The sequence below is a fragment of the Ruegeria sp. YKSF131 genome (assembly GCF_059612645.1).
Genome location: NZ_JBXWQZ010000018.1, coordinates 24,998 through 46,561 on the forward strand (window position 1 = coordinate 24,998; position 21,564 = coordinate 46,561).

Annotated in this window: 27 protein-coding genes; 14 read left to right on the forward strand and 13 right to left on the reverse strand. The window is 57.5% G+C overall.

Annotated features, from left to right (window positions below):
- The first annotated feature begins 34 nt into the window (after positions 1-34).
- A complete protein-coding gene (gene aspS / locus AC2FLZ_RS08645) occupies positions 35-1,810 on the forward strand; it encodes an aspartate--tRNA ligase (RefSeq protein WP_496882079.1) in 1,776 nt (591 codons plus the stop codon).
- A gap of 180 nt (positions 1,811-1,990) precedes the next feature.
- On the opposite strand, the gene AC2FLZ_RS08650 is transcribed toward aspS, so the two are convergent.
- Entirely contained in the window at positions 1,991-2,710 is a 720-nt protein-coding gene (locus AC2FLZ_RS08650) for a response regulator (protein ID WP_480557782.1), read from the reverse strand.
- 136 nt (positions 2,711-2,846) lie between these two features.
- On the opposite strand from AC2FLZ_RS08650, the gene mce reads away from it, so the two are divergent.
- Together mce and AC2FLZ_RS08660 are read left to right on the forward strand one after the other, a co-directional pair.
- Positions 2,847-3,251, forward strand: coding sequence for a methylmalonyl-CoA epimerase (gene mce / locus AC2FLZ_RS08655; protein WP_480519118.1), 405 nt, complete (start codon positions 2,847-2,849; stop codon positions 3,249-3,251).
- Positions 3,252-3,275: 24 nt separating this feature from the next.
- Complete coding sequence (locus AC2FLZ_RS08660) at positions 3,276-3,548, forward strand: DUF1467 family protein (protein ID WP_480519116.1); 273 nt, start codon at positions 3,276-3,278, stop codon at positions 3,546-3,548.
- A 6-nt stretch (positions 3,549-3,554) separates the two neighbouring features.
- Here the strand turns inward: AC2FLZ_RS08660 and AC2FLZ_RS08665 are convergent, their stop codons facing one another.
- Both AC2FLZ_RS08665 and AC2FLZ_RS08670 read right to left on the reverse strand, forming a co-directional pair.
- A complete protein-coding gene (locus AC2FLZ_RS08665) occupies positions 3,555-4,265 on the reverse strand; it encodes an EI24 domain-containing protein (RefSeq protein WP_496842733.1) in 711 nt (236 codons plus the stop codon).
- Positions 4,250-4,828: a nitroreductase family protein gene (locus AC2FLZ_RS08670; RefSeq protein WP_480622132.1), complete on the reverse strand. Its 579-nt coding sequence runs from the start codon at positions 4,826-4,828 to the stop codon at positions 4,250-4,252. Before AC2FLZ_RS08670 ends, AC2FLZ_RS08665 begins: the two co-directional genes overlap by 16 nt.
- Before the next feature lie 134 nt (positions 4,829-4,962).
- On the opposite strand from AC2FLZ_RS08670, the gene AC2FLZ_RS08675 reads away from it, so the two are divergent.
- Positions 4,963-5,238: a DUF167 domain-containing protein gene (locus AC2FLZ_RS08675; protein WP_480622133.1), complete on the forward strand. Its 276-nt coding sequence runs from the start codon at positions 4,963-4,965 to the stop codon at positions 5,236-5,238.
- Here AC2FLZ_RS08675 and AC2FLZ_RS08680 read toward each other — a convergent pair.
- On the reverse strand, positions 5,235-5,474 hold the full coding sequence (locus AC2FLZ_RS08680; protein WP_267364243.1) for a DUF8831 family protein: 240 nt from the start codon (positions 5,472-5,474) through the stop codon (positions 5,235-5,237). The two genes, AC2FLZ_RS08675 and AC2FLZ_RS08680, sit on opposite strands and share 4 nt — an antisense overlap.
- A 121-nt stretch (positions 5,475-5,595) precedes the next feature.
- On the opposite strand from AC2FLZ_RS08680, the gene AC2FLZ_RS08685 reads away from it, so the two are divergent.
- From AC2FLZ_RS08685 to AC2FLZ_RS08705, 5 genes are all read left to right on the forward strand, one after another.
- On the forward strand, positions 5,596-6,303 hold the full coding sequence (locus tag AC2FLZ_RS08685) for a M48 family metalloprotease (protein WP_480625211.1): 708 nt from the start codon (positions 5,596-5,598) through the stop codon (positions 6,301-6,303).
- Positions 6,300-6,668 (forward strand): YigZ family protein, encoded by a 369-nt coding sequence (locus tag AC2FLZ_RS08690; protein WP_480475541.1) that lies wholly within the window; start codon positions 6,300-6,302, stop codon positions 6,666-6,668. The genes AC2FLZ_RS08685 and AC2FLZ_RS08690 overlap by 4 nt, the downstream gene beginning before the upstream one ends.
- A gap of 68 nt (positions 6,669-6,736) precedes the next feature.
- Positions 6,737-6,988, forward strand: a complete 252-nt coding sequence (locus tag AC2FLZ_RS08695) for a DUF6455 family protein (RefSeq protein ID WP_496882080.1) — start codon at positions 6,737-6,739, stop codon at positions 6,986-6,988.
- Between the two features lie 14 nt (positions 6,989-7,002).
- Positions 7,003-7,272, forward strand: a complete 270-nt coding sequence (locus AC2FLZ_RS08700; RefSeq protein WP_496882081.1) for a DUF6455 family protein — start codon at positions 7,003-7,005, stop codon at positions 7,270-7,272.
- Positions 7,272-7,532, forward strand: coding sequence for a DUF6455 family protein (locus AC2FLZ_RS08705; protein WP_480553949.1), 261 nt, complete (start codon positions 7,272-7,274; stop codon positions 7,530-7,532). The genes AC2FLZ_RS08700 and AC2FLZ_RS08705 overlap by 1 nt, the downstream gene beginning before the upstream one ends.
- On the opposite strand, the gene AC2FLZ_RS08710 is transcribed toward AC2FLZ_RS08705, so the two are convergent.
- Entirely contained in the window at positions 7,533-7,775 is a 243-nt protein-coding gene (locus AC2FLZ_RS08710; protein WP_480475549.1) for a CDGSH iron-sulfur domain-containing protein, read from the reverse strand. It lies immediately after the preceding gene.
- 226 nt (positions 7,776-8,001) lie between these two features.
- Here AC2FLZ_RS08710 and AC2FLZ_RS08715 point away from each other — a divergent pair, with 226 nt between their 5' ends.
- On the forward strand, positions 8,002-8,190 hold the full coding sequence (locus AC2FLZ_RS08715; protein ID WP_209504738.1) for a hypothetical protein: 189 nt from the start codon (positions 8,002-8,004) through the stop codon (positions 8,188-8,190).
- 137 nt (positions 8,191-8,327) lie between these two features.
- Here the strand turns inward: AC2FLZ_RS08715 and rimO are convergent, their stop codons facing one another.
- Positions 8,328-9,716, reverse strand: a complete 1,389-nt coding sequence (gene rimO / locus AC2FLZ_RS08720; protein ID WP_496882082.1) for a 30S ribosomal protein S12 methylthiotransferase RimO — start codon at positions 9,714-9,716, stop codon at positions 8,328-8,330.
- A 95-nt stretch (positions 9,717-9,811) separates the two neighbouring features.
- Between rimO and AC2FLZ_RS08725 the strand changes: the two genes are divergently transcribed.
- Positions 9,812-11,767 (forward strand): AsmA family protein, encoded by a 1,956-nt coding sequence (locus AC2FLZ_RS08725; RefSeq protein WP_480605262.1) that lies wholly within the window; start codon positions 9,812-9,814, stop codon positions 11,765-11,767.
- A 47-nt stretch (positions 11,768-11,814) separates the two neighbouring features.
- On the opposite strand, the gene AC2FLZ_RS08730 is transcribed toward AC2FLZ_RS08725, so the two are convergent.
- Genes AC2FLZ_RS08730 through AC2FLZ_RS08745 form a run of 4 tightly spaced genes read right to left on the reverse strand, consistent with a single transcriptional unit; the run spans position 11,815 to position 16,386 of the window.
- Positions 11,815-13,311 (reverse strand): phosphomannomutase/phosphoglucomutase, encoded by a 1,497-nt coding sequence (locus tag AC2FLZ_RS08730; RefSeq protein WP_480605264.1) that lies wholly within the window; start codon positions 13,309-13,311, stop codon positions 11,815-11,817.
- A 15-nt stretch (positions 13,312-13,326) separates the two neighbouring features.
- Complete coding sequence (gene kdsA / locus AC2FLZ_RS08735; protein ID WP_480475557.1) at positions 13,327-14,160, reverse strand: 3-deoxy-8-phosphooctulonate synthase; 834 nt, start codon at positions 14,158-14,160, stop codon at positions 13,327-13,329.
- 5 nt (positions 14,161-14,165) lie between these two features.
- On the reverse strand, positions 14,166-15,749 hold the full coding sequence (locus AC2FLZ_RS08740; RefSeq protein WP_480475559.1) for a capsule biosynthesis protein: 1,584 nt from the start codon (positions 15,747-15,749) through the stop codon (positions 14,166-14,168).
- On the reverse strand, positions 15,727-16,386 hold the full coding sequence (locus AC2FLZ_RS08745) for an ABC transporter ATP-binding protein (RefSeq protein ID WP_209504732.1): 660 nt from the start codon (positions 16,384-16,386) through the stop codon (positions 15,727-15,729). Before AC2FLZ_RS08745 ends, AC2FLZ_RS08740 begins: the two co-directional genes overlap by 23 nt.
- Positions 16,387-16,635: 249 nt before the next feature.
- On the opposite strand from AC2FLZ_RS08745, the gene AC2FLZ_RS08750 reads away from it, so the two are divergent.
- The gene (locus AC2FLZ_RS08750; RefSeq protein WP_496715279.1) at positions 16,636-17,223 is read left to right on the forward strand and encodes a uracil-DNA glycosylase family protein; all 588 of its coding nucleotides are present in this window, start codon (positions 16,636-16,638) and stop codon (positions 17,221-17,223) included.
- Positions 17,216-18,004: an SseB family protein gene (locus AC2FLZ_RS08755; protein ID WP_496882083.1), complete on the forward strand. Its 789-nt coding sequence runs from the start codon at positions 17,216-17,218 to the stop codon at positions 18,002-18,004. Before AC2FLZ_RS08750 ends, AC2FLZ_RS08755 begins: the two co-directional genes overlap by 8 nt.
- A gap of 59 nt (positions 18,005-18,063) precedes the next feature.
- Here the strand turns inward: AC2FLZ_RS08755 and yghU are convergent, their stop codons facing one another.
- Complete coding sequence (gene yghU / locus AC2FLZ_RS08760) at positions 18,064-18,942, reverse strand: glutathione-dependent disulfide-bond oxidoreductase (protein ID WP_496809333.1); 879 nt, start codon at positions 18,940-18,942, stop codon at positions 18,064-18,066.
- Positions 18,943-19,190: 248 nt separating this feature from the next.
- Between yghU and AC2FLZ_RS08765 the strand changes: the two genes are divergently transcribed.
- Positions 19,191-19,709: a YHS domain-containing (seleno)protein gene (locus AC2FLZ_RS08765; RefSeq protein ID WP_480553955.1), complete on the forward strand. Its 519-nt coding sequence runs from the start codon at positions 19,191-19,193 to the stop codon at positions 19,707-19,709.
- A gap of 48 nt (positions 19,710-19,757) precedes the next feature.
- Here AC2FLZ_RS08765 and AC2FLZ_RS08770 read toward each other — a convergent pair whose 3' ends face one another.
- Entirely contained in the window at positions 19,758-20,438 is a 681-nt protein-coding gene (locus AC2FLZ_RS08770; protein ID WP_496882084.1) for a DnaJ domain-containing protein, read from the reverse strand.
- 214 nt (positions 20,439-20,652) lie between these two features.
- Positions 20,653-21,519: a methylenetetrahydrofolate reductase [NAD(P)H] gene (metF, locus tag AC2FLZ_RS08775; RefSeq protein WP_480553957.1), complete on the reverse strand. Its 867-nt coding sequence runs from the start codon at positions 21,517-21,519 to the stop codon at positions 20,653-20,655.
- Between the last annotated feature and the right edge of the window lie 45 nt (positions 21,520-21,564).

Below are 21,564 nucleotides of genomic sequence, written 5' to 3' on the forward strand. Positions count from 1 at the left end.
CGCGACGAATTCTGCGCCCGAAGGGATATGATCCATGCACGCCTATCGCAGCCACACCTGCGCCGCACTGACCGCCGCCGATGTCGGTGAAACCGTTCGCCTGTCCGGTTGGGTGCATCGGGTCCGAGATCACGGGGGCGTCCTGTTCATCGACCTGCGCGATCATTTTGGTGTGACACAGGTTTTGTGCGATGGCGACAGCGCCGCTTTTGCTGCGCTGGAAAAGGTGCGTTCCGAATGGTGCATCCGCATCGACGGAACCGTCAAGGCGCGTGCCGCCGAACTGGTGAACCCGAAACTGCCCACCGGCGAGATCGAGGTTTACGTGCGCGAACTGGAAGTTCTGGGGGCTGCGGAGGAACTGCCGCTGATGGTGTTCGGCGATCAGGAATACCCCGAGGAAACGCGCCTGCGTTATCGTTACCTCGACCTGCGGCGCGAGGCGATGCAGCGCAACATGACCCTGCGCTCGGACGTTGTGGCCTCCATGCGCAAGCGTATGTGGGATCAGGGGTTCCGTGAGTATCAGACGCCGATCATCACCGCATCCTCGCCCGAAGGCGCGCGTGACTTTCTGGTGCCGTCGCGCCTGCATCCGGGCAAGTTCTACGCACTGCCGCAGGCCCCGCAGCAGTTCAAGCAGCTGATCATGGTCTCGGGCTTCGACAAGTATTTCCAGATTGCGCCCTGCTTCCGCGACGAAGACCCGCGCGCCGACCGCTCACCCACCGATTTCTACCAGCTCGACCTCGAGATGTCCTTTGTCGAGCAGCAGGATGTGTTCGACACGATCCAGCCCGTTCTGGCCGGCGTCTTCGAAGAGTTCGGCGGTGGCCGCAAGGTTGATCAGGACTGGCCGCAAATTTCCTACAAGGATTCGGCGCTGTGGTACGGCACGGACAAGCCCGACCTGCGGAATCCCATCAAAATGCAGGTGGTCTCTGACCACTTCCACGGGTCTGGTTTTGCGATTTTCGCAAAACTGCTCGAACAGGAAGGTACCGAAATTCGCGCTATCCCCGCGCCAACCGGTGGCAGCCGTAAGTTTTGTGACCGAATGAATGCCTTTGCCCAGAAAGAGGGTCTGCCGGGGATGGGCTACATCTTCTGGCGTGATCAGGGCGAAGGGATGGAAGCCGCAGGTCCGCTGGCCAAGAACATCGGCCCCGAACGGACCGAGGCAATCCGTCAGCAATTGGGTCTGGGGGTCGGCGATGCTGCATTTTTCCTGGGTGGTAAGCCGAAAGCCTTTGAAAAGGTTGCAGGCAAAGCGCGCGAAGTGATCGGGGATGAGCTTGGCCTGACCGAGAAGGACCGCTTTGCCTTTGCCTGGATCGTTGATTTCCCGATCTACGAGCAAGACGAAGAAACCGGCGCTATCGACTTTGAGCACAACCCGTTTTCGATGCCGCAAGGCGGCATGGAAGCGCTGCAGGGCAATCCGCTGGATGTGCGCGGCTATCAATACGATCTGGCGTGCAACGGATACGAACTGGTGTCGGGTGCGATCCGGAACCACAAGCCGGAAATCATGCTGAAAGCTTTTGAACTGGCGGGCTATGGCGAGGATGAAGTGAAATCCCGATTTGGTGCCCTGTTCAACGCCTTCCACTACGGTGCGCCGCCGCACGGTGGCTGCGCTGCAGGGATCGACCGGATCGTGATGCTGTTGGCGGATGAGGCCAATATCCGCGAGGTCATGATGTTCCCGATGAACCAGCGGGCCGAAGACCTGATGATGCATGCGCCGTCGGACCCGACGTCAGATCAGCTGATGGAACTGGGTTTGCGCCTCATTCCGCAGGACTGAACGAGAGCCGCCCGCATTTAGCGGGCGGTTTCATTTTGATGCCAGCGAGTATTCGCGGGTCAGTCCAGCGGGTTGTTCAAATCACCTCGGTTGACACGAATTGAACGTGCAGCATGCCGTGTTTGGCGATAGGCCCAGATGCACAGAAGCGTTGCAGTGATGAAGTAGGCTGCAATCACGTCAAATCGCCTTTCTTTGTTCCAGGCGGTTCTGCACCATGCCGGCGACCTGCGCTGCCTGCGCGGTGATCGGTGCGCCGTTCGCCCGTGACAGCGCCAGCTTTCGGGCGGCTTCTGCCAACGGTCTGTCATCGGCTTCCCGTGCGACCCCTTGCAGGAACTGGGCAGCGTAATCCCACGTGCGATGATCGTTGGGCCCGGTAAGGACATCGGCGATATGCGCCATATCGTCCTGATAGGCCATCGGGTCGGGGCGGATGACTTCATCTCGAACCGAGTGGAGCCCGCTTGGGCGTCGATCCTCGGGCAGGCGCTCCAGAATGGACTTCTGAAAATAAGACAATGATTTTATTGGCTTGGAAAGAAATCCGTCCGCCCCGGCTGCGTGCGCCAGACTTTCGGTGGCGTCGTCGCCCGACAGGCCCATGATCACGCTGATCCGTGGTGAAGCTTCGGCCAGTTCGGCGATCAGGTCGGCTCCGGACCCGTCGGGCAGGCCCATATCAACCAGAATGACCGAAGGGCGATAGATTTGCAGGTGTCGCCGTGCCGATTTCAGGCAGTCAGCGCGTCGGATACGTGCGCCGCTGTGCAGGCACATCAGGCGGATCGCGTCGCAGGCATATCGGCTGTCTTCAACAACCAGAATTGTCTGTCCCAGCAAGGGCCGCGTTGCGGTGGGCGTGGCGGCGGTGGTGGCAATGAGGCCCGAATCGTCCATGGCAGCTCTCCTATCCAGCAGATGCTTCACGCTAGGAACTTCTGGCTAACACGACGTTAACGCGCGATTTGGCGCACTTGTCCTTTTGCAGAGCAACCCCCATAACCCACGCAAAGCAGGACATCAGGAGTGTGACATGATTGGACGTCTGAACCACGTTGCCATCGCCGTACCCGACCTTGAGGCGGCATCCGAGCAGTACCGCAATGCGCTGGGCGCCAAGGTCGGCGCGCCGCAGGACGAGCCGGATCATGGCGTCACGGTTGTGTTCATCGAACTGCCCAACACCAAGATCGAACTTTTGTACCCGCTGGGCGACGACAGCCCGATCAACGGGTTTCTGGAAAAGAACCCGGCAGGCGGTATTCATCACGTATGCTATGAGGTCGACGACATCATCGCCGCCCGTGATCATTTGAAAGCGACCGGCGCCCGTGTTCTAGGGTCGGGTGAGCCCAAGATCGGCGCACATGGCAAACCAGTGTTGTTCCTGCATCCCAAGGACTTCAACGGCTGCCTTGTCGAGCTGGAACAGGTATGATCCGCAAAACCCGGGGGACCTGAAGTGACCATTACTGCTGCATTGGTGCTGTTCGCCGTCATCTGGTTCATGACGTTGCTTGTGGTGCTGCCCATTCGCATCAAAACTCAGGGTGACCTGAACGATATCGTTCCGGGCACCCATGCGGGTGCGCCGGAAGTCCATCACATGAAAGCCAAGATGTGGATCACCACCGCCATTGCTGTGGTTTTGTGGGCGATCATTGCCGGGATCATCATTTCCGGTGTGATTTCAGTGCGGGACCTCGACTGGTTGAACCAACTGGAGCCGAGGTAATCTGTGTCAGACCTTTTGGCCTGACACAGCATGATAAATATGGGTGAATGTCGCCGCGCCAAGGATCGGGATCACCAGATTCAACAGCGGTATCGACAGCGGAATGGCCATCAGGGTTCCGGCGACCCAGATCGTGGTCGAATGTCGGGCCCGCAATTGGCGCGCGCCATCCCGCCCGATCCGGCGTATGGCGGCCAGCGTGAAGTATTCCCGCCCCAACAGGAACCCGTTCATGGCCCAGAAGATGAAGGGCGCAAACGGGGTGAAGATCGCATAGAGGATCAGCGCCAGCAGGTTTGCTACAATCAGCACGCCAAGAAAGCTGAGGCCGTCCTTCAGGGCCTCCGACACCGGGATGCGTCGTGCAGGTGGCAAGGCTGGAAAATGCTTGTCCTCGACCGCCTGCGCCACTTCGTCCAGAAAGATCGATGTGATGGCTGACGCCACCGGTACCATAAGGAAAACAGGCAGGACCAGGACGAGAACGATACCTGAATAGTTCAGAACGTCGTTCAGCCACGGGACAGCTCCGACCAATGGCAGCGAGATTTCACTGCCCGACAACCAGTTGATCAACCTGATCGCACCGACACATGCAAGACCCAGCAACAGGATGGTCAAACCTACACCGCGCAGCAGAACGGCACGGAACTTGGGATCTCCGATCTGGCTTAGTGCGCTGAAAAAGGCGTTCAGGATGATCATTCTGTGATCCATTCCGTTATGGCTGCCACATCGGGCCGCGGGCGTTCGGGTGGGGCAGTTCCTTCGGTGGCGATATGTATCAGTCCGGCGACACGCTCGTTCTTGGCAAGGCCAAAGGCGTCGACACAGAAGTCGTGGTCGTGGGTTTGCCAACCTGTCAGCCAGTTTGCACCCCAACCCGCGGCCAGCGCGGCATTCAGCAGGGCCAGACAGACCGCGCCCGCAGAATAGGTTTGTTCGATTGCGGGTATTTTCTCGGACGGTTTTTGTACTTCGATTACGGCTACGGCCAGATGCCCCATGTCGAACTGGCTGCGCGCTTTTGCAATGTCTTCTGGACTTTTGTTCAGCCGTTGCCCGCAGGCCTCGGTCAGGGTTGCCAACCGTGCCATGGCCCCCTGTTCCAGAACGATAAATCGCCAGGGTTCCAGTTTTCCGTGATCGGGGCTGCGTGCGGCTGCGGTCAGCAGGGGGCGCAATTCGTCCCGTGTCGGAGCCGGGGCAACCAGTGTCTTGGCGGGTCGGGACCGGCGCGACTGCAAAAACTCCAGAGCAGCGGGGTTTTTCATGGACATATGTTAACTTCCTTTACATCACGTCTCTGTATCTTGGTCGGCATGCCGAGGGTTTCAAGGGCGCGGCGACGGATCGCGTGGATCAATTTCATCCTACCGCCCATCATGCAAGACTATTGAGGGAAGGGGCGACAATGGCGAAATCGAAACTACGAGATCTGCCGGATCTCAGCGCGCAGGCGCACGCCGGGGCAGTGTTTCACTTGAAAGTAACACCTAAGGCCGCGCGCGACCGGGTGATCGTGGAAGGCGGGCAGATCAGGGTATTTGTCACGGCTCCGCCTGACAGTGGCAAAGCCAACCATGCGGTTCAGGCGATCCTTGCGAGGTGCCTTCGCGTTGCCCCTTCGACACTGACACTCAAGCAGGGGCAAACCGCGCGCAACAAGGTGTTTGTCTATGTGCCCTAAGGTCCCGTTTCACGGATCTGGTAAACACCCTCGGGCAGGTCCAGCGCTGCGGCCAGGTCGCGGACCTGTTCGGGCGACAAGGTGATCTTTTGCACCTGGTCGGTTCGCGGATCAAACTGTTCCAGCGTGACGCATTCGGCGAAATTGTTGATCACAACATCTTCCTGCAAGGGTTTTTCACCTTCGTCCACAAGCGTTATGACCGTCGAGTCGAATTCATGCTCAATCGAAAACATAAGGACAGAGTGCAAGCCGTCGACGCGCAATGCAAGACGTTCGTTTCAAAGCATTGTGTGGTCACTCTGAGCGGCAGGTACTATGTTGAAATCGCAGTCAGACCGAGCCGAAGGATGTAACATGCGCAGACGCTTTGTTTTGGTGTTTCCCCTGCTGCTTGCGGCCTGTGCGGAAGGTGCATTGCGCTTGCAGCCTGCCGCGGACTGGCTGGGTGAAGGGCCGGGTTCTGAGGATGTTGCCCAGACCTTTCGCGAAGTCAGCCAGAACATCGTGGCTGAGGCCCGCAGCCAGTGTTTGAAGCAACCAAGGCCTCAGAAATGCGATTTCCAGATTCTCGTTGACCTGAATCCGCGCGCATCCGCCAATGCCTTTCAGACATTGGACGACCAGCGGCAACCTACCATCATTTTTACCGTTGCGATGATCCGTTCTACGCAAAACGCAGACGAACTGGCTTTTGTCATGGGACATGAGGCGGCCCATCACGTTCTGGGGCACATCGCAAGGCAAAGCGAAAATGCCAGCGCAAGCGCCACTGAGTTTGGAAAGGCGGAAAAGCTGCGCGGGGGTGACGCCGCCGACATAGAAGAGGCTCAGAAAGTGGGCGCGCAGGTTGGTGTTCAGGCTTATGTGAAGGCTTTTGAGCTTGAGGCTGACCAGATGGGCACGATCATTACATATAACGCGGGCTACAACCCGCTGGTTGGGGCGAAGTTCTTTGACCGGATTCCGGATCCTGGCGACAGGTTTCTGGGCACCCACCCACCAAACGCGCAGCGCGTGCACATCGTGCTTGAAACCGCCACGCAACTGGGGCTGACGCAATGACCGATCTTGTGCGCCTTGGCGTAATTTTGACGGATCGCGGGTCGAAATATGCGGTATCTGGCGCGCCTGTGGCGTCGCGCGCGGAAGTTGACGCGGTTCTGGATCAACTGAAGTCCGATAAATCCTATGCCAAGGCCACACATAACACCTGGGCCGCCTCTTTGCCGACCGGTGCACTGAAGGCCGATGATGGGGAAAGCGGGGCCGGTATGGTAATCCTGCGGATGATCGAGCGTGCAGGGCTGGACAATCACGTGATCATCGTCACCCGCTGGTACGGAGGCAAAAAGCTGGGTGGGGACCGCTTTCGCCGCGTTCAGGATGCAACCCGGGCCTATCTGGATCACATCGGCGCCCAATTTTGACCTGTGTCAAAGTATGACGCCCCGGATGCGCTACGATTTCGTAAAGCGCGAAAGGGAAAGGATACAGCATGCCCACCCGAGAGTCCTTGAGGCTTCATGCCGGATTGGTGGACGACATGGCCAGAATGCTGGACATCGATCTTGAGGAAGCAGCCATTGGTGGCAAGGTGTCTTTCGACCAGATTTCCGAGGCAGTTCTGCGATGTGCCGATTGTCCAAACCCGGATCATTGTCAGGATCTGCTCAACAAAATGGCGACCGCTGGGCGGACACCGGAATACTGCCGTAACCAGGAGTTACTGCACAAATTGATGCCTTAACTGTCAGGTTCGCCATGCCACGACTCGGTGAAATCATGGCCCATCTTCGTCTGGTACTGCGGATGGGTCAGGTCACAGGAACCGACTTGGCCGCAGCCTATCGGGATGGTCACCTGAAACATGAGGATTGGGCCGAGATCGTGCAACAGTGTCGCGGCTGTACCTGGGCCAGAACCTGTCCGGAGTGGCTGGGACGGCGTGAACAGATTGATCATGCCCCGTGCACATGCCCGAACTGCGGTCGATTCAAGGCCATCAAAGCTTTGCAAGCGGAGGACGCGTGATGCCTCGGGATATTCTGGGTGAGGTCGAAAAGCACTTTTGGATGACGCGCTCTGTTTCCCGCAGCATGGGAATTTCACTGAGCGAAGCCATGGCCGAAGGGCGGTTGTCGCCCGAAGGATACGCTGAACTGGTCACGCGCTGTCGCGCCTCGGGCTGTGGTGCGCAATGCACCAACTGGCTGGCTCAGCGGCAGAATCCAGCGGACACGGCCCCAGATTTCTGTGCAAATTCAGAGACGCTGAACAGATTGAAGGGCTGATCAAAGGTCTTTATGCGTTCCATCGCACAACGGCGCGTTTGCACTGTGTTTGCACCCGCAAAAAAAGACCTTTTTGCTGGCCTCGGCCGTATATTTCACCGGTTCGAACCCGCTGTCTTTATGTGAGCCATCGCAAAAGGGTTGCCGGTTCGACTTTCCACACGCGCACCAGAAATAGGTTTTTCCTTCGGCAACTTCGACTGGAAAAGGGGTTTTCTGGGCAATAACGGGTGTGTCTGACATGTGGCTTCTCCGTATTTGGCTGAAACGTCACACAGTTTAGGACGATCCAGACAAAAAGGTAGCTGTAATGCCGCAAGGATCATCGTTTGGGCTTCGAACTGGCATGGAATCGCTCTTCCTCACAAGGAAGTGACCGTTTTAGTTGCCAGATTGCCGTTCAGCCCGTACTCTGGAAGCGGCCCGAAAAGCTGGGCAATATCAGAAAAGTAATAGAGGATTGACGGACATGAAACTGAAACTTGCAGCCGTTGGCGCATTTGCCCTGGTCCTGACCGCTTGTGCGCAGCAGGAAGAACCGACCCCTGTTTACGTACAACCCGACTATGACAAGTATGGCTCGGCCAGCTGCTCGGCAGGCTATGAACTGGCAACAACCGAAGCAGGTCAAACCGTCTGCAACCCGGTTTCTCAGTAAGCTTTTCGCAGGCGGTTTGACTACGGACCGCCTGCACCATTTTCAGGAATTTTCGCCGCCATTCATGGCGGTTTTTTCTACCTGAACTGTACTTCGTAACTATTGACCCGAAAACACTATGGGGCAGGCTACTGGCGTTAAACGGGTTTCCCCCACAGATCGTATTCCCCCGCCTCGTCCACTTCGACGGTGACGATATCGCCGGGTTTGAAGCCTTCGAAGCCCTCGTCAATGAACAGGTTGCCGTCGATCTCGGGAGCGTCCGATTTGGTGCGGCAGGTGGCGGCTTCGTCATCCACGTCGTCGACGATTACTTGAAGCGTTTGTCCGACTTTAGCTTGCAACTTGGCTTCTGAAATGGCCTGAGCCTTTTCCATGAAGCGATCCCACCGCTCTTGCTTGACTTCGGCCGGGACGTGATCGGGCAGGTCGTTTGAGCGCGCACCGTCCACGTTTTCGTATTGAAAACAGCCGACACGATCCAGTTGCGCCTCGTCCATCCAGTCCAGCAGGGCTTGGAATTCGGCCTCGGACTCACCCGGATAGCCAACGATAAAGGTCGAACGCAGGGTGATATCGGGGCAGATTGCGCGCCAGGCTTGGATTTCGTCCAGAGTTTTGGCCGCTGCGGCGGGGCGGGCCATCCGTTTCAGAACATCCGGGTGGGCGTGCTGGAACGGGATATCCAGATACGGCAATATGTTGGACCCGGCATCCGCCATCAGGGGGATCAACTCGCGCACATGTGGATAGGGATAGACATAGTGCAGCCGCACCCAGGCATCCATCTGACCCAGTTCACGGGCCAGATCGGTGATGTGGCTGCGGACCTCGCGGTCTTTCCACGGGTTCACATCGTATTTCCGGTCCAGCCCATAGGCCGAAGTATCCTGCGAGATCACCAACAGTTCGCGCACGCCGTTTTCGACCAGCTTTTCCGCCTCGCGCAGAACCGCATGGGCCGGACGGCTGGCCAGTTTTCCTCGCATATCGGGGATGATGCAGAACTTGCATTTGTGGTTACAGCCCTCTGAGATTTTCAGATAACTGTAGTGGCGGGGGGTCAATCGAACGCTGCTGGCGGGCAGCAGATCAACGAACGGGTCAGGGTCAGGGGGAACGGCGGCGTGAACCGCATCCAGCACCTGTTCGTACTGATGCGGACCGGTGACCGCCATGATGCGGGGGTGGTGCTCGCGGATGTAATCCGGTTCGGCGCCCAGACAGCCGGTGACGATGACCTTGCCGTTTTCAACCAGCGCCTCTCCGATCGCATCCAGCGATTCTGCCTTGGCGCTGTCGAGGAACCCGCAAGTGTTCACAATGACGGCATCGGCCCCGGCATAATCGGGCGAAATGCCGTATCCTTCAGCACGAAGCCGGGTCAGAATGCGTTCGCTGTCGACCAAAGCTTTTGGACAGCCCAGCGACACCATGCCGATCGTCGGCTGGTTTGAATGGGGTGTCTCGGTGATCCGGGCGGCCGGAGCCAGGTCGGGGCGGAGGTTTGGCGGGTTCGTCGTCATGGCGCGGCATATAGTGGGGAAAGCTTCCTCTTGCAAATGTGACGTGCGATTTGAATGATCGCGGCAAAGACAAGCCAAAAGGCGGAGAGCAGATCATGAAATGGCTGATACGCATCCTGTTTATTGTTGTGGCAGTGATTGCGCTGGTAATTGGCGCGCTTTTGCTGATGCCCGGAGACAAGCTTGGCGCGATTCTGGCTGAGCAGGTCAAAGCCCAGACCGGGCGCGAACTGAGATTGAGCGGCGACGTGCGCCTGTCGTTCTGGCCGGTGCTGGGGATGGAAACCGGGCCCGTGCGTTTTGGGAACGCCAGCTGGGCCGGGCCAGAGCCGATGCTGAGCGCTGATAGCCTTGCCGTGGGCGTGGATGCTGCTGCGCTTTTGAATGGGGATCTGCGGATCAAACGCGTTTTCGCGGAAAACCCGGTGCTGCGGCTGGAGCGTTCGCAAGGGCGCGGAAACTGGGAGCTGAGCGCGCCTGTGACCACCGCGACGGCCACACCGTCTGCAGGGACGGTTCCGGCCAGCGCATCGTCGGCCGTAACTTTGGAAGAGTTGCAGCTTAATAATGCGCGACTGATCTATGTGGAAGACGGTGCCACGCAGATGGACTTTCCTGATGTAACCTTGTCGGCCAGTTGGCCTCAGGTCACTGCACCGATGGTAATGGAGGCATCAATGCCTGTACCCGGAGGTGCTGTTCAGGTCGATCTGAAGATTCCGGACTTGCCAGCCTTTGCCGCAGGGTCCGTAACCGCGCTTGAATTGGCCCTGACTGCACCGGGCGGCAAGATCGGCTTTGACGGCCACGTCAATCTGGCCGGAGAGATGGACGGAACCACAAAGATCATCACCCAAGATACAGAAAAGATGCTGGCGGCCTTCGGTCAGGCGGGCGTGACTGTGCCGTCTGGATTGGGTAACGTTGCCGATATCTCTGCGCAAATGACCTATACGCGGGACGGTCGGATTTCCCTGCGAAATATGACAGCGCAGTTGGATGGCAACCGGTTTGTCGGAGAGGCGGATATCACCATTTCCGATCCCCCTCAGATCGTCGCACGCCTGGATGCGGGCGATCTGGACCTGTCGAAGATATCTGAAACCGGCGCTGGGCTGGGTGGCGCGTCTCAATCTGCCTCACCAGTTCAGGAGGGCTGGTCAAAAGACCCAATCGACGCATCCGCGTTGGCTTTGGCGAATGGCAATATTCGCCTGACGGCCAACTCAATCGCAGTTCCCGGCATGACGTTTGGGAAAAGTGACCTGACGCTGACACTGGATCACGCGCGGGCGGTTCTTGCGATGCATCCGGCGACGTTGTTTTCGGGTCAGTTGAACGGGCAGGTGGTTGCCAACAATCGCAATGGCCTGTCCGTGGGCGGCAAGGTGACGGCAAGTGAGATTGATCTGAAACAGGCATTGTCAACGTTGGCCGGTGTCGAACGCCTGTCGGGAAGCGCGGCAGGAACCATTGAGTTTCTGGGTGTCGGTCAGTCTGAGGATCAAATCATGCGGTCTCTCAGCGGTAAGGGAAATCTGGATGTCGGGACGGGGGTAATATCCGGTTTCGATCTGGATCGACTTATGGGGCAGGGGACCGGATCGGGCGGGACAACCGTGTTCAACAGCCTGTCGGCCAGCTTTACCATTGATCAGGGTGTGTTGACGAATAACGATCTGCTTATGTCGCTCAAGAATTACCGTGCCGATGGTCAGGGGGTCGTGGGGCTGGGTGCGCGCAATATCGATTATCTGTTCACGCCTGTAGCTTTGCGTGCCAATTCGGGGCAGGGCATCTCGGTGCCTGTGCGCATCGTTGGCCCGTGGAGCAACCCGTCAATCAAGCCGGACCTGTCCAAGGTCATCGAAGCGGCGGCAGATGTGAAGGTCAAAGAGCTGGAAAACGACGCGAAACAGAAAGTTTTCGAGAAGGTTGGAAACGAGCTGGACACCACCATCACGGACAGCGATCAGATCGAAGATGCGCTCAAGAACAAGCTTGAAGAAGAGGCGAAGAAAGGGCTGCTCAAACTGTTTGGCGGCAACTGAGCAAGTGTTGCGCTTGGGGCAATCAGATATGTCCCAAGCAGTTTTCTTCAGATGGTCTGGTCGTAATCGCCAACACTGGGTTCGGTTCGGATCACCGCATCGATATCGGCAAAGATCGCACGCATCTCAGCTTCGCTTTCGCTGCTTTCACACACGACCACCAGATTGGGTGTGTTGGATGAAGCCCGCACCAGCCCCCAGCTGCCATTGTCCAGAATCACACGTGCGCCGTTCACCGTAACGACCTCCTTGATCGCGCGGCCAGCAAATGTCTCATTAGCTTCGCTTTTGGCAACCAGCTTGTCGACCAGTCGCTGCAGGATATCGTATTTTTCGGTATCTGCCGCATAGGGTGACATGGTGGGCGTCGACCAGGTCTTGGGCAGAGCTTTGCGCAGGTCGGACATGCTTTGATCCGGGTTGCGGTCCATCAGTTTACAGATCTCGACCGCGACGCGCATTCCGCAGTCATAACCGCGCCCGACCGGCTCGGCCAGAAAGTAATGGCCCGACTTTTCAAACCCAGCCAGCGCACCGATTTCCTTGACGCGCCGTTTCATGTGGCTGTGGCCGGTTTTCCAGTAATCTACCTTGACGCCAAGGGCCTGTAGCTCGGGATCACTGGCAAACAGGCCGGTAGATTTCACATCTGCGACAAAGGTCGATCCGGGGTGCAGCTTGGCCAGATCGCGGGCCATGATCACGCCCACCTTGTCGGCAAAGATTTCTTCACCTTCATCATCGACGACGCCGCAACGATCACCGTCACCGTCAAACCCAAGTGCCAGATCGGCACCGCTGGATTTTACCGTTGCCGCCATGTCATGCAGCATTTCCATCGCTTCGGGGTTCGGGTTGTAATTCGGGAAAGTGTAATCCAGCCGGTTATGGCTGGGGACGACCTCAACGCCCATCCGTTCGAAGATTTCGGGCGCAAAGGCCGAAGCGGTGCCGTTTCCGGTTGCGCAGACAACCTTTAGCGGGCGGGACACTTTGAAATCGCCGACGAGATCGTCGATATACGCTTCTTTCACGCCCTCGACGAATTCCCAAGATCCACCCGCATGCGTCTGACCTTCGCCATTCAGAACGATGTCGCGCAATTCAGACATCTCGTCGGGGCCGTGTGTCAAAGGGCGGTCAAAGCCCATTTTGACCCCAGTCCAGCCGTTTGGATTGTGGCTCGCCGTAACCATCGCCACGGCCGGTACATCCAGATGAAACTGTGCGAAATAGGCCATCGGGCTAAGCGCAGGGCCAATGTCTTTCACGCGGATACCGGCCTGTATCAAACCCAGGATCAGGGCGTTTTTGATCGCCAGTGAATAGTCACGGTAATCGTTTCCTACAGCGATCACGGGCTCGATCCCGCGCCTGCGCATTTGCGTGCCAAGTCCTAGGCCAAGCGCCGTCATGCCCGGCAGGTTAATCTCTTCCGGATATTTCCATCGGGCGTCGTATTCGCGAAACCCGGTGGGTTTGATCATTGCGTCGCGGAGAAAGCTCCAGGTGTTTGGTGTTACCTCGGGAATCGGTTTGGTCATAACAAGTCTCAATCGTTAAATCTGAATAGGATCAGCTTTGGCCAGCGCATCGAAGCGCATCAAAGTGTCAATGAGTTGGGGCATCTGATCCAACGGAATCATGTTGGGCCCATCCGAAGGGGCATTGTCCGGATCTTGGTGTGTTTCAATGAACACCGCGCCAATACCCAGCGACACGGCGGCGCGCGCCATGACCGGAGCAAATTCGCGTTGCCCGCCCGAGGATCCACCTTTTCCACCCGGTTGCTGCACGGAATGGGTCGCATCCATCACCACCGGATAACCGGTTTGGGCCATTTGCGGCAGGGACCGCATATCAGCCACCAGCGTGTTATAGCCGAAAGAAGTGCCACGTTCGGTCAGCAAGATATTATGATTCCCCGTGCTTTCGATCTTGGACACGATATTGGGCATCTCCCACGGCGCGAGAAACTGACCCTTTTTTACATTGACCACTGCGCCGGTATTGCCCGCAGCGAGCAGCATATCCGTCTGGCGGCACAAAAACGCCGGGATTTGCAGGACGTCTACCGCCTCGGCGGCGATGGCGCACTGCGCTTCGGTATGAACATCGGTCAGGACCGGAATGCCCATCGATTTGCGGATGCTATCCAGAACCTGCAACCCCGCATCAATGCCCATGCCGCGCTTGCCGGACAGCGAGGTCCGGTTTGCCTTGTCATAAGATGCTTTGAAGACATATTGCGCACCGGCTGCGTCGCAGGCCTCTTTCATCTTGCCAGCAATCATCTGCGCGTGGTCTGCCGTTTCAAGCTGGCAGGGGCCTGCAATGATGGTCAGCGGAAGGTCGTTGCCGACTGTCAGGTCGGAGATTTTTACATGTTTCATGAGTCTTATGAGGATACCTGTTCACGAAGGACCGACGCGGTAAGCGAGATCATGAGGTAGATACCAGCAAACAACAGGAATGCCAAAATCGTATTTTCGAACTTGCGCGGATAGCTGGGTTCCTGACTGGGGATCGGGTTCACCGAGACGGTCAGATAACGCACCTGCCGATTGGCTTCGGATCGGGTCGATTCCATTTGCTGCATTGCCGTTTGCAGCATCATGTCCCGCGCCGCCAGATCCGCCTGAGCGATCTGGATGCGCACGCTCAACCGCGCCAGCGAATTTTCGCCATCGGAAGCATCCTGCATCTCGGCATTCAGTTGTTCCAGCACCTTTTCAAGCCGGGCAATGTCAGCCTTGACACCGTCAACCTTGGCTTTGTTCGGGCGCAGGTTGTCCTGCAGGGCGGCAAGTTCAAGCTCTTTGTCCTGCACCAATATCTCGATCTCGTTGATGCGGGCGCGCAGGCTGGCAATGACATTCTCGGGGTCCAGCACCGCCCCTTGAAGCTGAAGCTCGATCAATTCCTCCTGCGCCTGCCGCCGCGCCTCCTGCGCCGCTTCAAAGCTTTCCAATGCATCGCGCATCTGGTCTTCGCGCTTCTTGCCGGACAGGGCATTCACCCGATCTTCGGCGTAAGAGATCAAACGCTCCGAGAACTCGGTCGAGGTCTGTGCGTCCGGTGCTACAACCTCCATCCGAATGACCCCTTCGGTTGGGTCATACCCGATGGTGATCATGCGTTTGAACAGCTTGTATGCGTCTTCCAGCGTGGCGTCGGGCGACAGCCTTTGAATCGGATCAATCTTTTCCTGCCTGAAGACATCGGAAAACCCTGCGTCCCGATCCAGCAGCAACAAAGCCTCTTTCGACTCCAGGAAAGACTGAACCGAGATGGAATCCTGCGTGGTGGCGAATTGCGTCCCGGCAAGCAGCCCGCCGATAGAGCCTGGCCCGCCATCGGCTTGCAGGATCAGAAACTCGGAATCGCTGGCATACATCGGGGTGGCGATGCGATAGAAATAGAACCCCACAACAAAGGTCGGCAGGAACACAAAAGCGGCCAAACGTGCGAAAAGGCCAAACAGCTTACGCCTGCGTCGACGCGCGATGTCCTTCTGAATCTGACCGATTTCAAGGTTGCGCCGCTCAGCCGGGCTGAGCTCGGGTCCCGGAAGGTTCGGTGTGCTTGCGCCAATGGATTGCGGCAACTGAATGCTGATCTTGTCTTTGACCTTCGAACTGTCGCCCTGTGCCGAGGGCTTTGCCGCGGCAAGATCAAGAAGGTTCGTGCGCTGAAACGGATCAATGCCTTTCTTGCGCAGCAAGCGCACCGCATCATAGTCCGATGTTGCTGCCAGTCCGTGTTTCTGCGCCAGTTTTCGCGCGATGCGCAACTGGCGGCCTGTCAGGCCTTCGCGCTTGATGTCGTCAATTTGCGTGCCTGGCTGAGCCTCGGCCGCTGGTGCCTGGCCTTGCGTCGCGCCCCGTATGCGAGAGATTGCATCCGCACGCGCCTCGGCCGAATCTTCCACCTGACGATTGTTGCGCCAGTTGTACTTTCTAACCTTGGGTTTCGTAGTCATATAGCTGCTTTGCCTCTTCCAAGGAGTCAAACATGTACAATTGCCCGTCCAGCAGAACGGCGGCTTGCTGAGCGAATTTCTCCAATACAGTCGGGCTGTGCGACACGATCACCAAAGTCGTAGTGCGCAACCTTTCCTTCAGGATCGCCCCTGCCTTTTCGTTGAATTCAACATCGGTAGATGCTGGCATCCCTTCATCGACAAGATACATGTCGAAATCCAGCGCCAGCATCAAAGAAAACGTGAATCGTGATCGCATCCCCGAAGAATAGGTGGACAACGGCTGTTCGAAATATTCACCCAAGCCGCAGAGCCATTTGCAATACGCCTCAACATAGTCCGGGTCCATGCCGTAAATCTTGGCGATGTATCGCGCGTTCTCAAGCGCTGACAACTTGCCGGTTACACCCCCGGTAAAACCCATGGGAAAAGAGACCCGGCATTCGCGGCGGATCACACCTTCGTCGGGCTTTTCCAGACCGGCCATCATGTTGATCAGTGTGGTTTTGCCAGTACCATTCGGGGCCAGAACGCCCAGCGACGTACCCAGTTCGACACGGAACGAGACCCTGTCCAGGATCACCTTGCGGCGCGTCCCGGTCCAGAAGGACTTGCTGACATTGTCGAACTCTAGCATTCGGGGCCTGCTGCTCGTTTCCGTTGTGTCGCCGCGCTTTCAGGCGGTCAGAAAGGATGGTTTTTACCGATCCATGTTGGCTACATTATGTCGAATTATGAAACAAATGTTCAATGCGTTGCTGCCAAACCCGCAAACAACTGATCGGTTGTCGGCAATTCCGCTGCACTTCTGGTAATCTTCCGCACCTTTATTATGTGGTTTCACACCTGATCTTTGCAAAACAGCTTTGGGAGGTTACGCAACCAGATGGTAAATCTAGATGGCGAAATCCGCGCGTGCCGCCTGTGCGCTGCGTCCTTTGCGCAAACCAAAACTGCTCATGAACCCCGCCCGGTGGTCTGGTTTCGGCGCGGAACACCCATCCTGATCGCGGGGCAGGCCCCGGGTGCGCGCGTGCACGAGTCAGGGCGGCCCTTTACAGACCCGTCAGGCGACAGGCTTCGCCAATGGCTTGGGGTCAATGAACCTGTTTTTTATGATCGTGACCTCGTGTCGATTGTGCCCATGGCATTCTGTTTCCCCGGCTATGATGCCCGCGGTTCTGACCTTCCTCCGCCCGCGATATGCGGTAAAACTTGGCATGACAGGGTGATGCAGGAACTGGGGCAGGTGCCGTTGACGGTGTTGGTCGGTGGTCATGCGCATAAATATCATCTGGGGGCGCGGGGGTCGGTGACGGACACCGTTCGGAACTGGCAGGACCATGCGCCGCGGGTCTTTGCCTTGCCTCATCCGTCCTGGCGGAATACGGCATGGGTAAAGAAAAACCCGTGGTTCGAGGCAGAACTGCTGCCGGTTCTGCGCGCGCGGGTCCAAGAGGTGCTGAATGACTGAAACCACAGCGTTGGACACGGCGCATGCCGCGATGCTGGCAGATCCGCAGAACGATGCTGCCCGTCTGCGGTTTTTTGAACGGCTTGCTGATAGTGAGCTGTTTTTGATGCTGACCGAAGAAACGGTGGGCGAAAACATCTCGCCCGAAGTGTTCGATGTGGCCGACGGGCGCTTTGTGTTGGCTTTCGACCGCGAGGAACGATTGGCGCAGTTTGCGGGGAGGCCTGTGCGTTATGTTGCGCTGTCGGGGCGTGTGTTGTCGGCGATGCTGGCCGGGCGGGAGATCGGGCTGGGCCTGAACCTGGAAACTGCCCCATCATCCATGCTGGTGCCTGCCGAGGCCTTGGGCTGGCTGGCCGAAACGTTGTTGCATGGCCCGGAAGAGGTCGAGGAAAAGCTTGCCGAGTTCATGCCGCCCGCCGGTTTGCCGGACAGCCTGTTGACCGCCCTTGATGCAAAGCTGGCAACTGCTGGCGGCCTTGCCAGTGCGGCCTATCTGGTCGCCACGAAATCAGAAGTGGGCGCTCAGGGTCATTTGCTGGGGTTTGTCGGAGCGGTTGATGGGGCCGAGCCAGCGCTGGCCAAGGCAGCTTCGGAGGCGTTGACGTTTTCAGGGATCGAGGCGGGGGCGATGGATGTCGGGTTCTTTGCCACAGATGACGCCGCTGCCGCGCTGCTGGCTAAGACGGGGCTTCGCTTTGACCTGCCCGAACCGCAGGTTGCAGATCTGGTGCGCGAGGTACCGGGCAGCAATCCCGCGAAACCACCAATTCTGAAGTAACCACCAAAACGCAAACACGCGGCGCATATTGCGCCGCGTGGCACTAAGATGGGACGCTGCTATTCCGCAGCAGCTTCCAGTTTGTCTTGCGTTCGTGTTTCGAAATCGCTGGCGTCGTGGCGCTCTTGAAGCTGCGTGTGCGGCTCGCCAAAGGCGCGGTTGACCATACGGCCACGCTGAACCGCAGGCCGCGCGTCAATCGCCTTGGCCCAGCGTACAACGTTCTTGTAGGATTCCGCGTCAAGGAACTCTGCCGCGCTATAAAGTCGGCCCAGAACCAGCTGACCGTACCACGGCCAGATCGCCATGTCGGCAATCGTATATTCCTCGCCCGCGATATAGGTCTTGTTCGCCAGTTCCCTGTCCAGAACGTCCAGCTGGCGTTTTGCCTCCATCGCGAAGCGGTTGATCGGGTATTCCCACTTTTCAGGCGCGTAGGCGTAGAAATGGCCAAACCCGCCGCCCAGATAAGGGGCGCTGCCCATTTGCCAGAATAGCCAGTTCATGACTTCGGTCCGTTCCGGCCCGGACGCGGGCAGAAACTCTCCGAACTTCTCAGCCAGATGAAACAGGATCGAGGCGCTTTCAAATACCCGAACCGGCTTGTCGCCAGAGCGATCCCAAAGGGCGGGGATTTTCGAGTTTGGGTTGACCTCGACAAACCCTGAACCGAACTGGTCGCCATCGCTGATGTTGATCAGCCAGGCGTTGTATTCAGCGCCTTCGTGACCCAATGCCAGCAACTCTTCCAGCATTACGGTGACTTTGACACCGTTGGGCGTGGCAAGGGAATACAACTGCAAAGGGTGACGTCCAACCGGCAGGTCCTTGTCATGAGTTGCGCCGGCAATAGGTCGGTTAATGTTGGCGAACTGTCCGCCACTTTCACTGTCCCATGTCCAGACTGCTGGGGGAGTATACGAAGATTGGTCGCTCATGTCTTGCCTTTCATGCCTTTGTCCGGGCCGTGTTCGGTGCAGTCTTACAGGTAGTGTTGCAATCCGCCGAGTCCAACCCAGCTTTTCCGGCTTAATTTGTAATAATCCGCGACCAAACTCTCACGTTTGCTCGAGAGGGGTCACAGCGGCGCGAGGAGGGCTACGAACAGAATGGGAATCGCATATTGTTTTGCCAGACCTGCCATCACGGCGTCACCGATACCGCTGGTACGAAAAGGATAAACTACATGAAACGCTTTGCTTTGACCTTTGCTGCGGCCCTGGCCCTGGCCGTTCCGGCATTTGCCGGACCGCAATATATTGACGGCACGGGGTTTGCCGTCTCGGGGTATGATGTTGTTGCCTATCGCAACCTGGATCAGGTCCCCGTAGGTCAGCCACAGCACGAAGGCGTGCGTGGCAATGCCAGCATCACTGCCGAGTACAATGGTGCAACCTGGGCATTCTCGTCCGAGGAAAACCGCGACAAATTTCTGGAAAACCCGGCCTATTATGCCCCGCAATATGATGGCCACTGCGCCTATGGTGTGTCGCGCGGCGGCAAGGTTCCGGCAAACCCGAACTTGTGGCGGATCGTTGACGACAAGCTGTATCTAAACATCACGGATGTGGTTGTCGGGTTCTTCGAAGAAGACATTCCGGGCAACATCAACCTTGCTGAAGGCAACTGGCCGGGTATCGAGCCGTCTGACGCCTCGACCAGCGTTATCCCGAAATTTACCTCGGAAGGTCCGGTGAAAAACTGACCCGGCCGCAAATGCACAAAGCCCGGCTTAACCAGCCGGGCTTTTCGTTCAGCCAGCAAGCCAGAACTGATCCCGTATCGCCTGATCTGCATCAAACCGGATCCTGACGCTTTTGGCACCCGGGAATTTGCGTTCGCGGATCGTATCGGGAATGACTACTTCCCCGGCGCCTGTGTCGCTGGACTGAAAGCTCAGGATTTCCGCTGTGGTGTGCCGCGCACTGGTCAGAACGGTAGTTGGCAAAGCCACACGATTTGCGCCCTGATTGACCGGTGTTGTGACGAAGTAAGTCAGGTGTCGCCCATAGCATCCGACCGCGTCGGGAACATGGTCAGCAACACTACTGCAGCATTTGGGTTGAATACCCGGCTGACTGTTCATATGCGACAGCGCTTGCCCAGGATTCAGCATCGCCTCGCAGGCGGCAATATCCTCCTGCGGAAGCTCGATGATACGTTTTTTCAGCCGCGCCCGACGTGGTTGTGGCGGGCCAGCAGCGGCGCCGCCCTTTGTCGCGAGCCCTTCTTTGCGCAGAAAATCATAGGCTGCCTTGGCGCGCGAAAACCCGGAACTGTCGCCTTCCTTATGATCCGGATGCGTGTGAAAGGCGATGTGACGCCAGGCCTCTCGTATTTCACTGGAATTGGCAGACGGGTTCAGGCCCAGATCTGCCAGGGCATCCATGCGTGCCCTGACCTTATCGACAGGTTCCATACTCAAAACACTCATTAAAAACTACACACCCCTAGTGTTGCCGAGGGCATGGTTTTGTCAAATCTCACGTTTGATTGAGAGGAAAGCTGACAACAATCGCGATGCGAAGATTCCATTGTTCCGCAAAGGCGTGAATTCGCGGATGCGACTGTGAAACAGGTCGCGCATAAGAAAAGGAAAACGCCCGGGCATGTTCGTAACTCGGGCGAATCATTGGATTTTTCAGATGTCAGGCGACGTTTTGCAGATCGACTTGTGGTGTAATCCCAAGGGCAAAGCACACATCGCGCGTCAGTTCGGGACGGTTCAGGGTATAGAAATGCAGCTTGTCCACGCCACCTTCGATCAGGTCTGAGCACAACTCGGTGCAGATCGCAGTTGCCAGCAGATCCTCACGCCCGTCGCGCACGGCCTTTTCAAAGGCTTGTTCGACCCAATCGGGAATATGCGTGTCGCAGCTTTTGGCGAACTTGCGCGCGCCTGCCCAGTTTTCTATAGGCAGAATGCCCGGAACGATCGGTTTGTCGATGCCCGCCTTGGCGCAGGCGTCACGGAAACGGAAGAAGGTTTCGGCCTCGAAAAAGAACTGCGTCAGGGCTTCGTCAGCGCCCGCGTCAAGTTTGGCCTTCAGCCAGTCCACGTCTGCTGACATGTCCGCAGCTTCAGGGTGTTTGTCAGGATAGGCCCCGACACGGATGCTGAACATTTCGGTTTCAGCCAGCGCCTCAATCAACTCAATCGAACTGTTAAAGCCTTCTGGGTGCGGTACGAACCGGTCGTGCCCTTTCGGCGGGTCGCCCCGCAGGGCCACGATGTCCTGCACGCCCGCACGTGCGAATGTGTCGGCGATTTCCAGCGTTTCCTGCCGCGAAGCGTCGACACAGGTCAGATGCGCGGCGACGTTCAGGCCAGACGATTTATGCAGGGTTGCGACCGCGTCGCGCGTCAGTTCCCGGGTCGTACCGCCTGCACCGTAGGTGACGGAAACAAAACGAGGCTCCAGCGGTGCCAATGTCTGGACCGTATCCCAAAGGCGGAAAGAAGCCTCCAGAGTTTTGGGCGGAAAGAACTCGAATGAAATTTCGGGTTTGGACATGGCTGCCTCACTGGATCAACTGACTATCTTGTGCCATGACAGGCA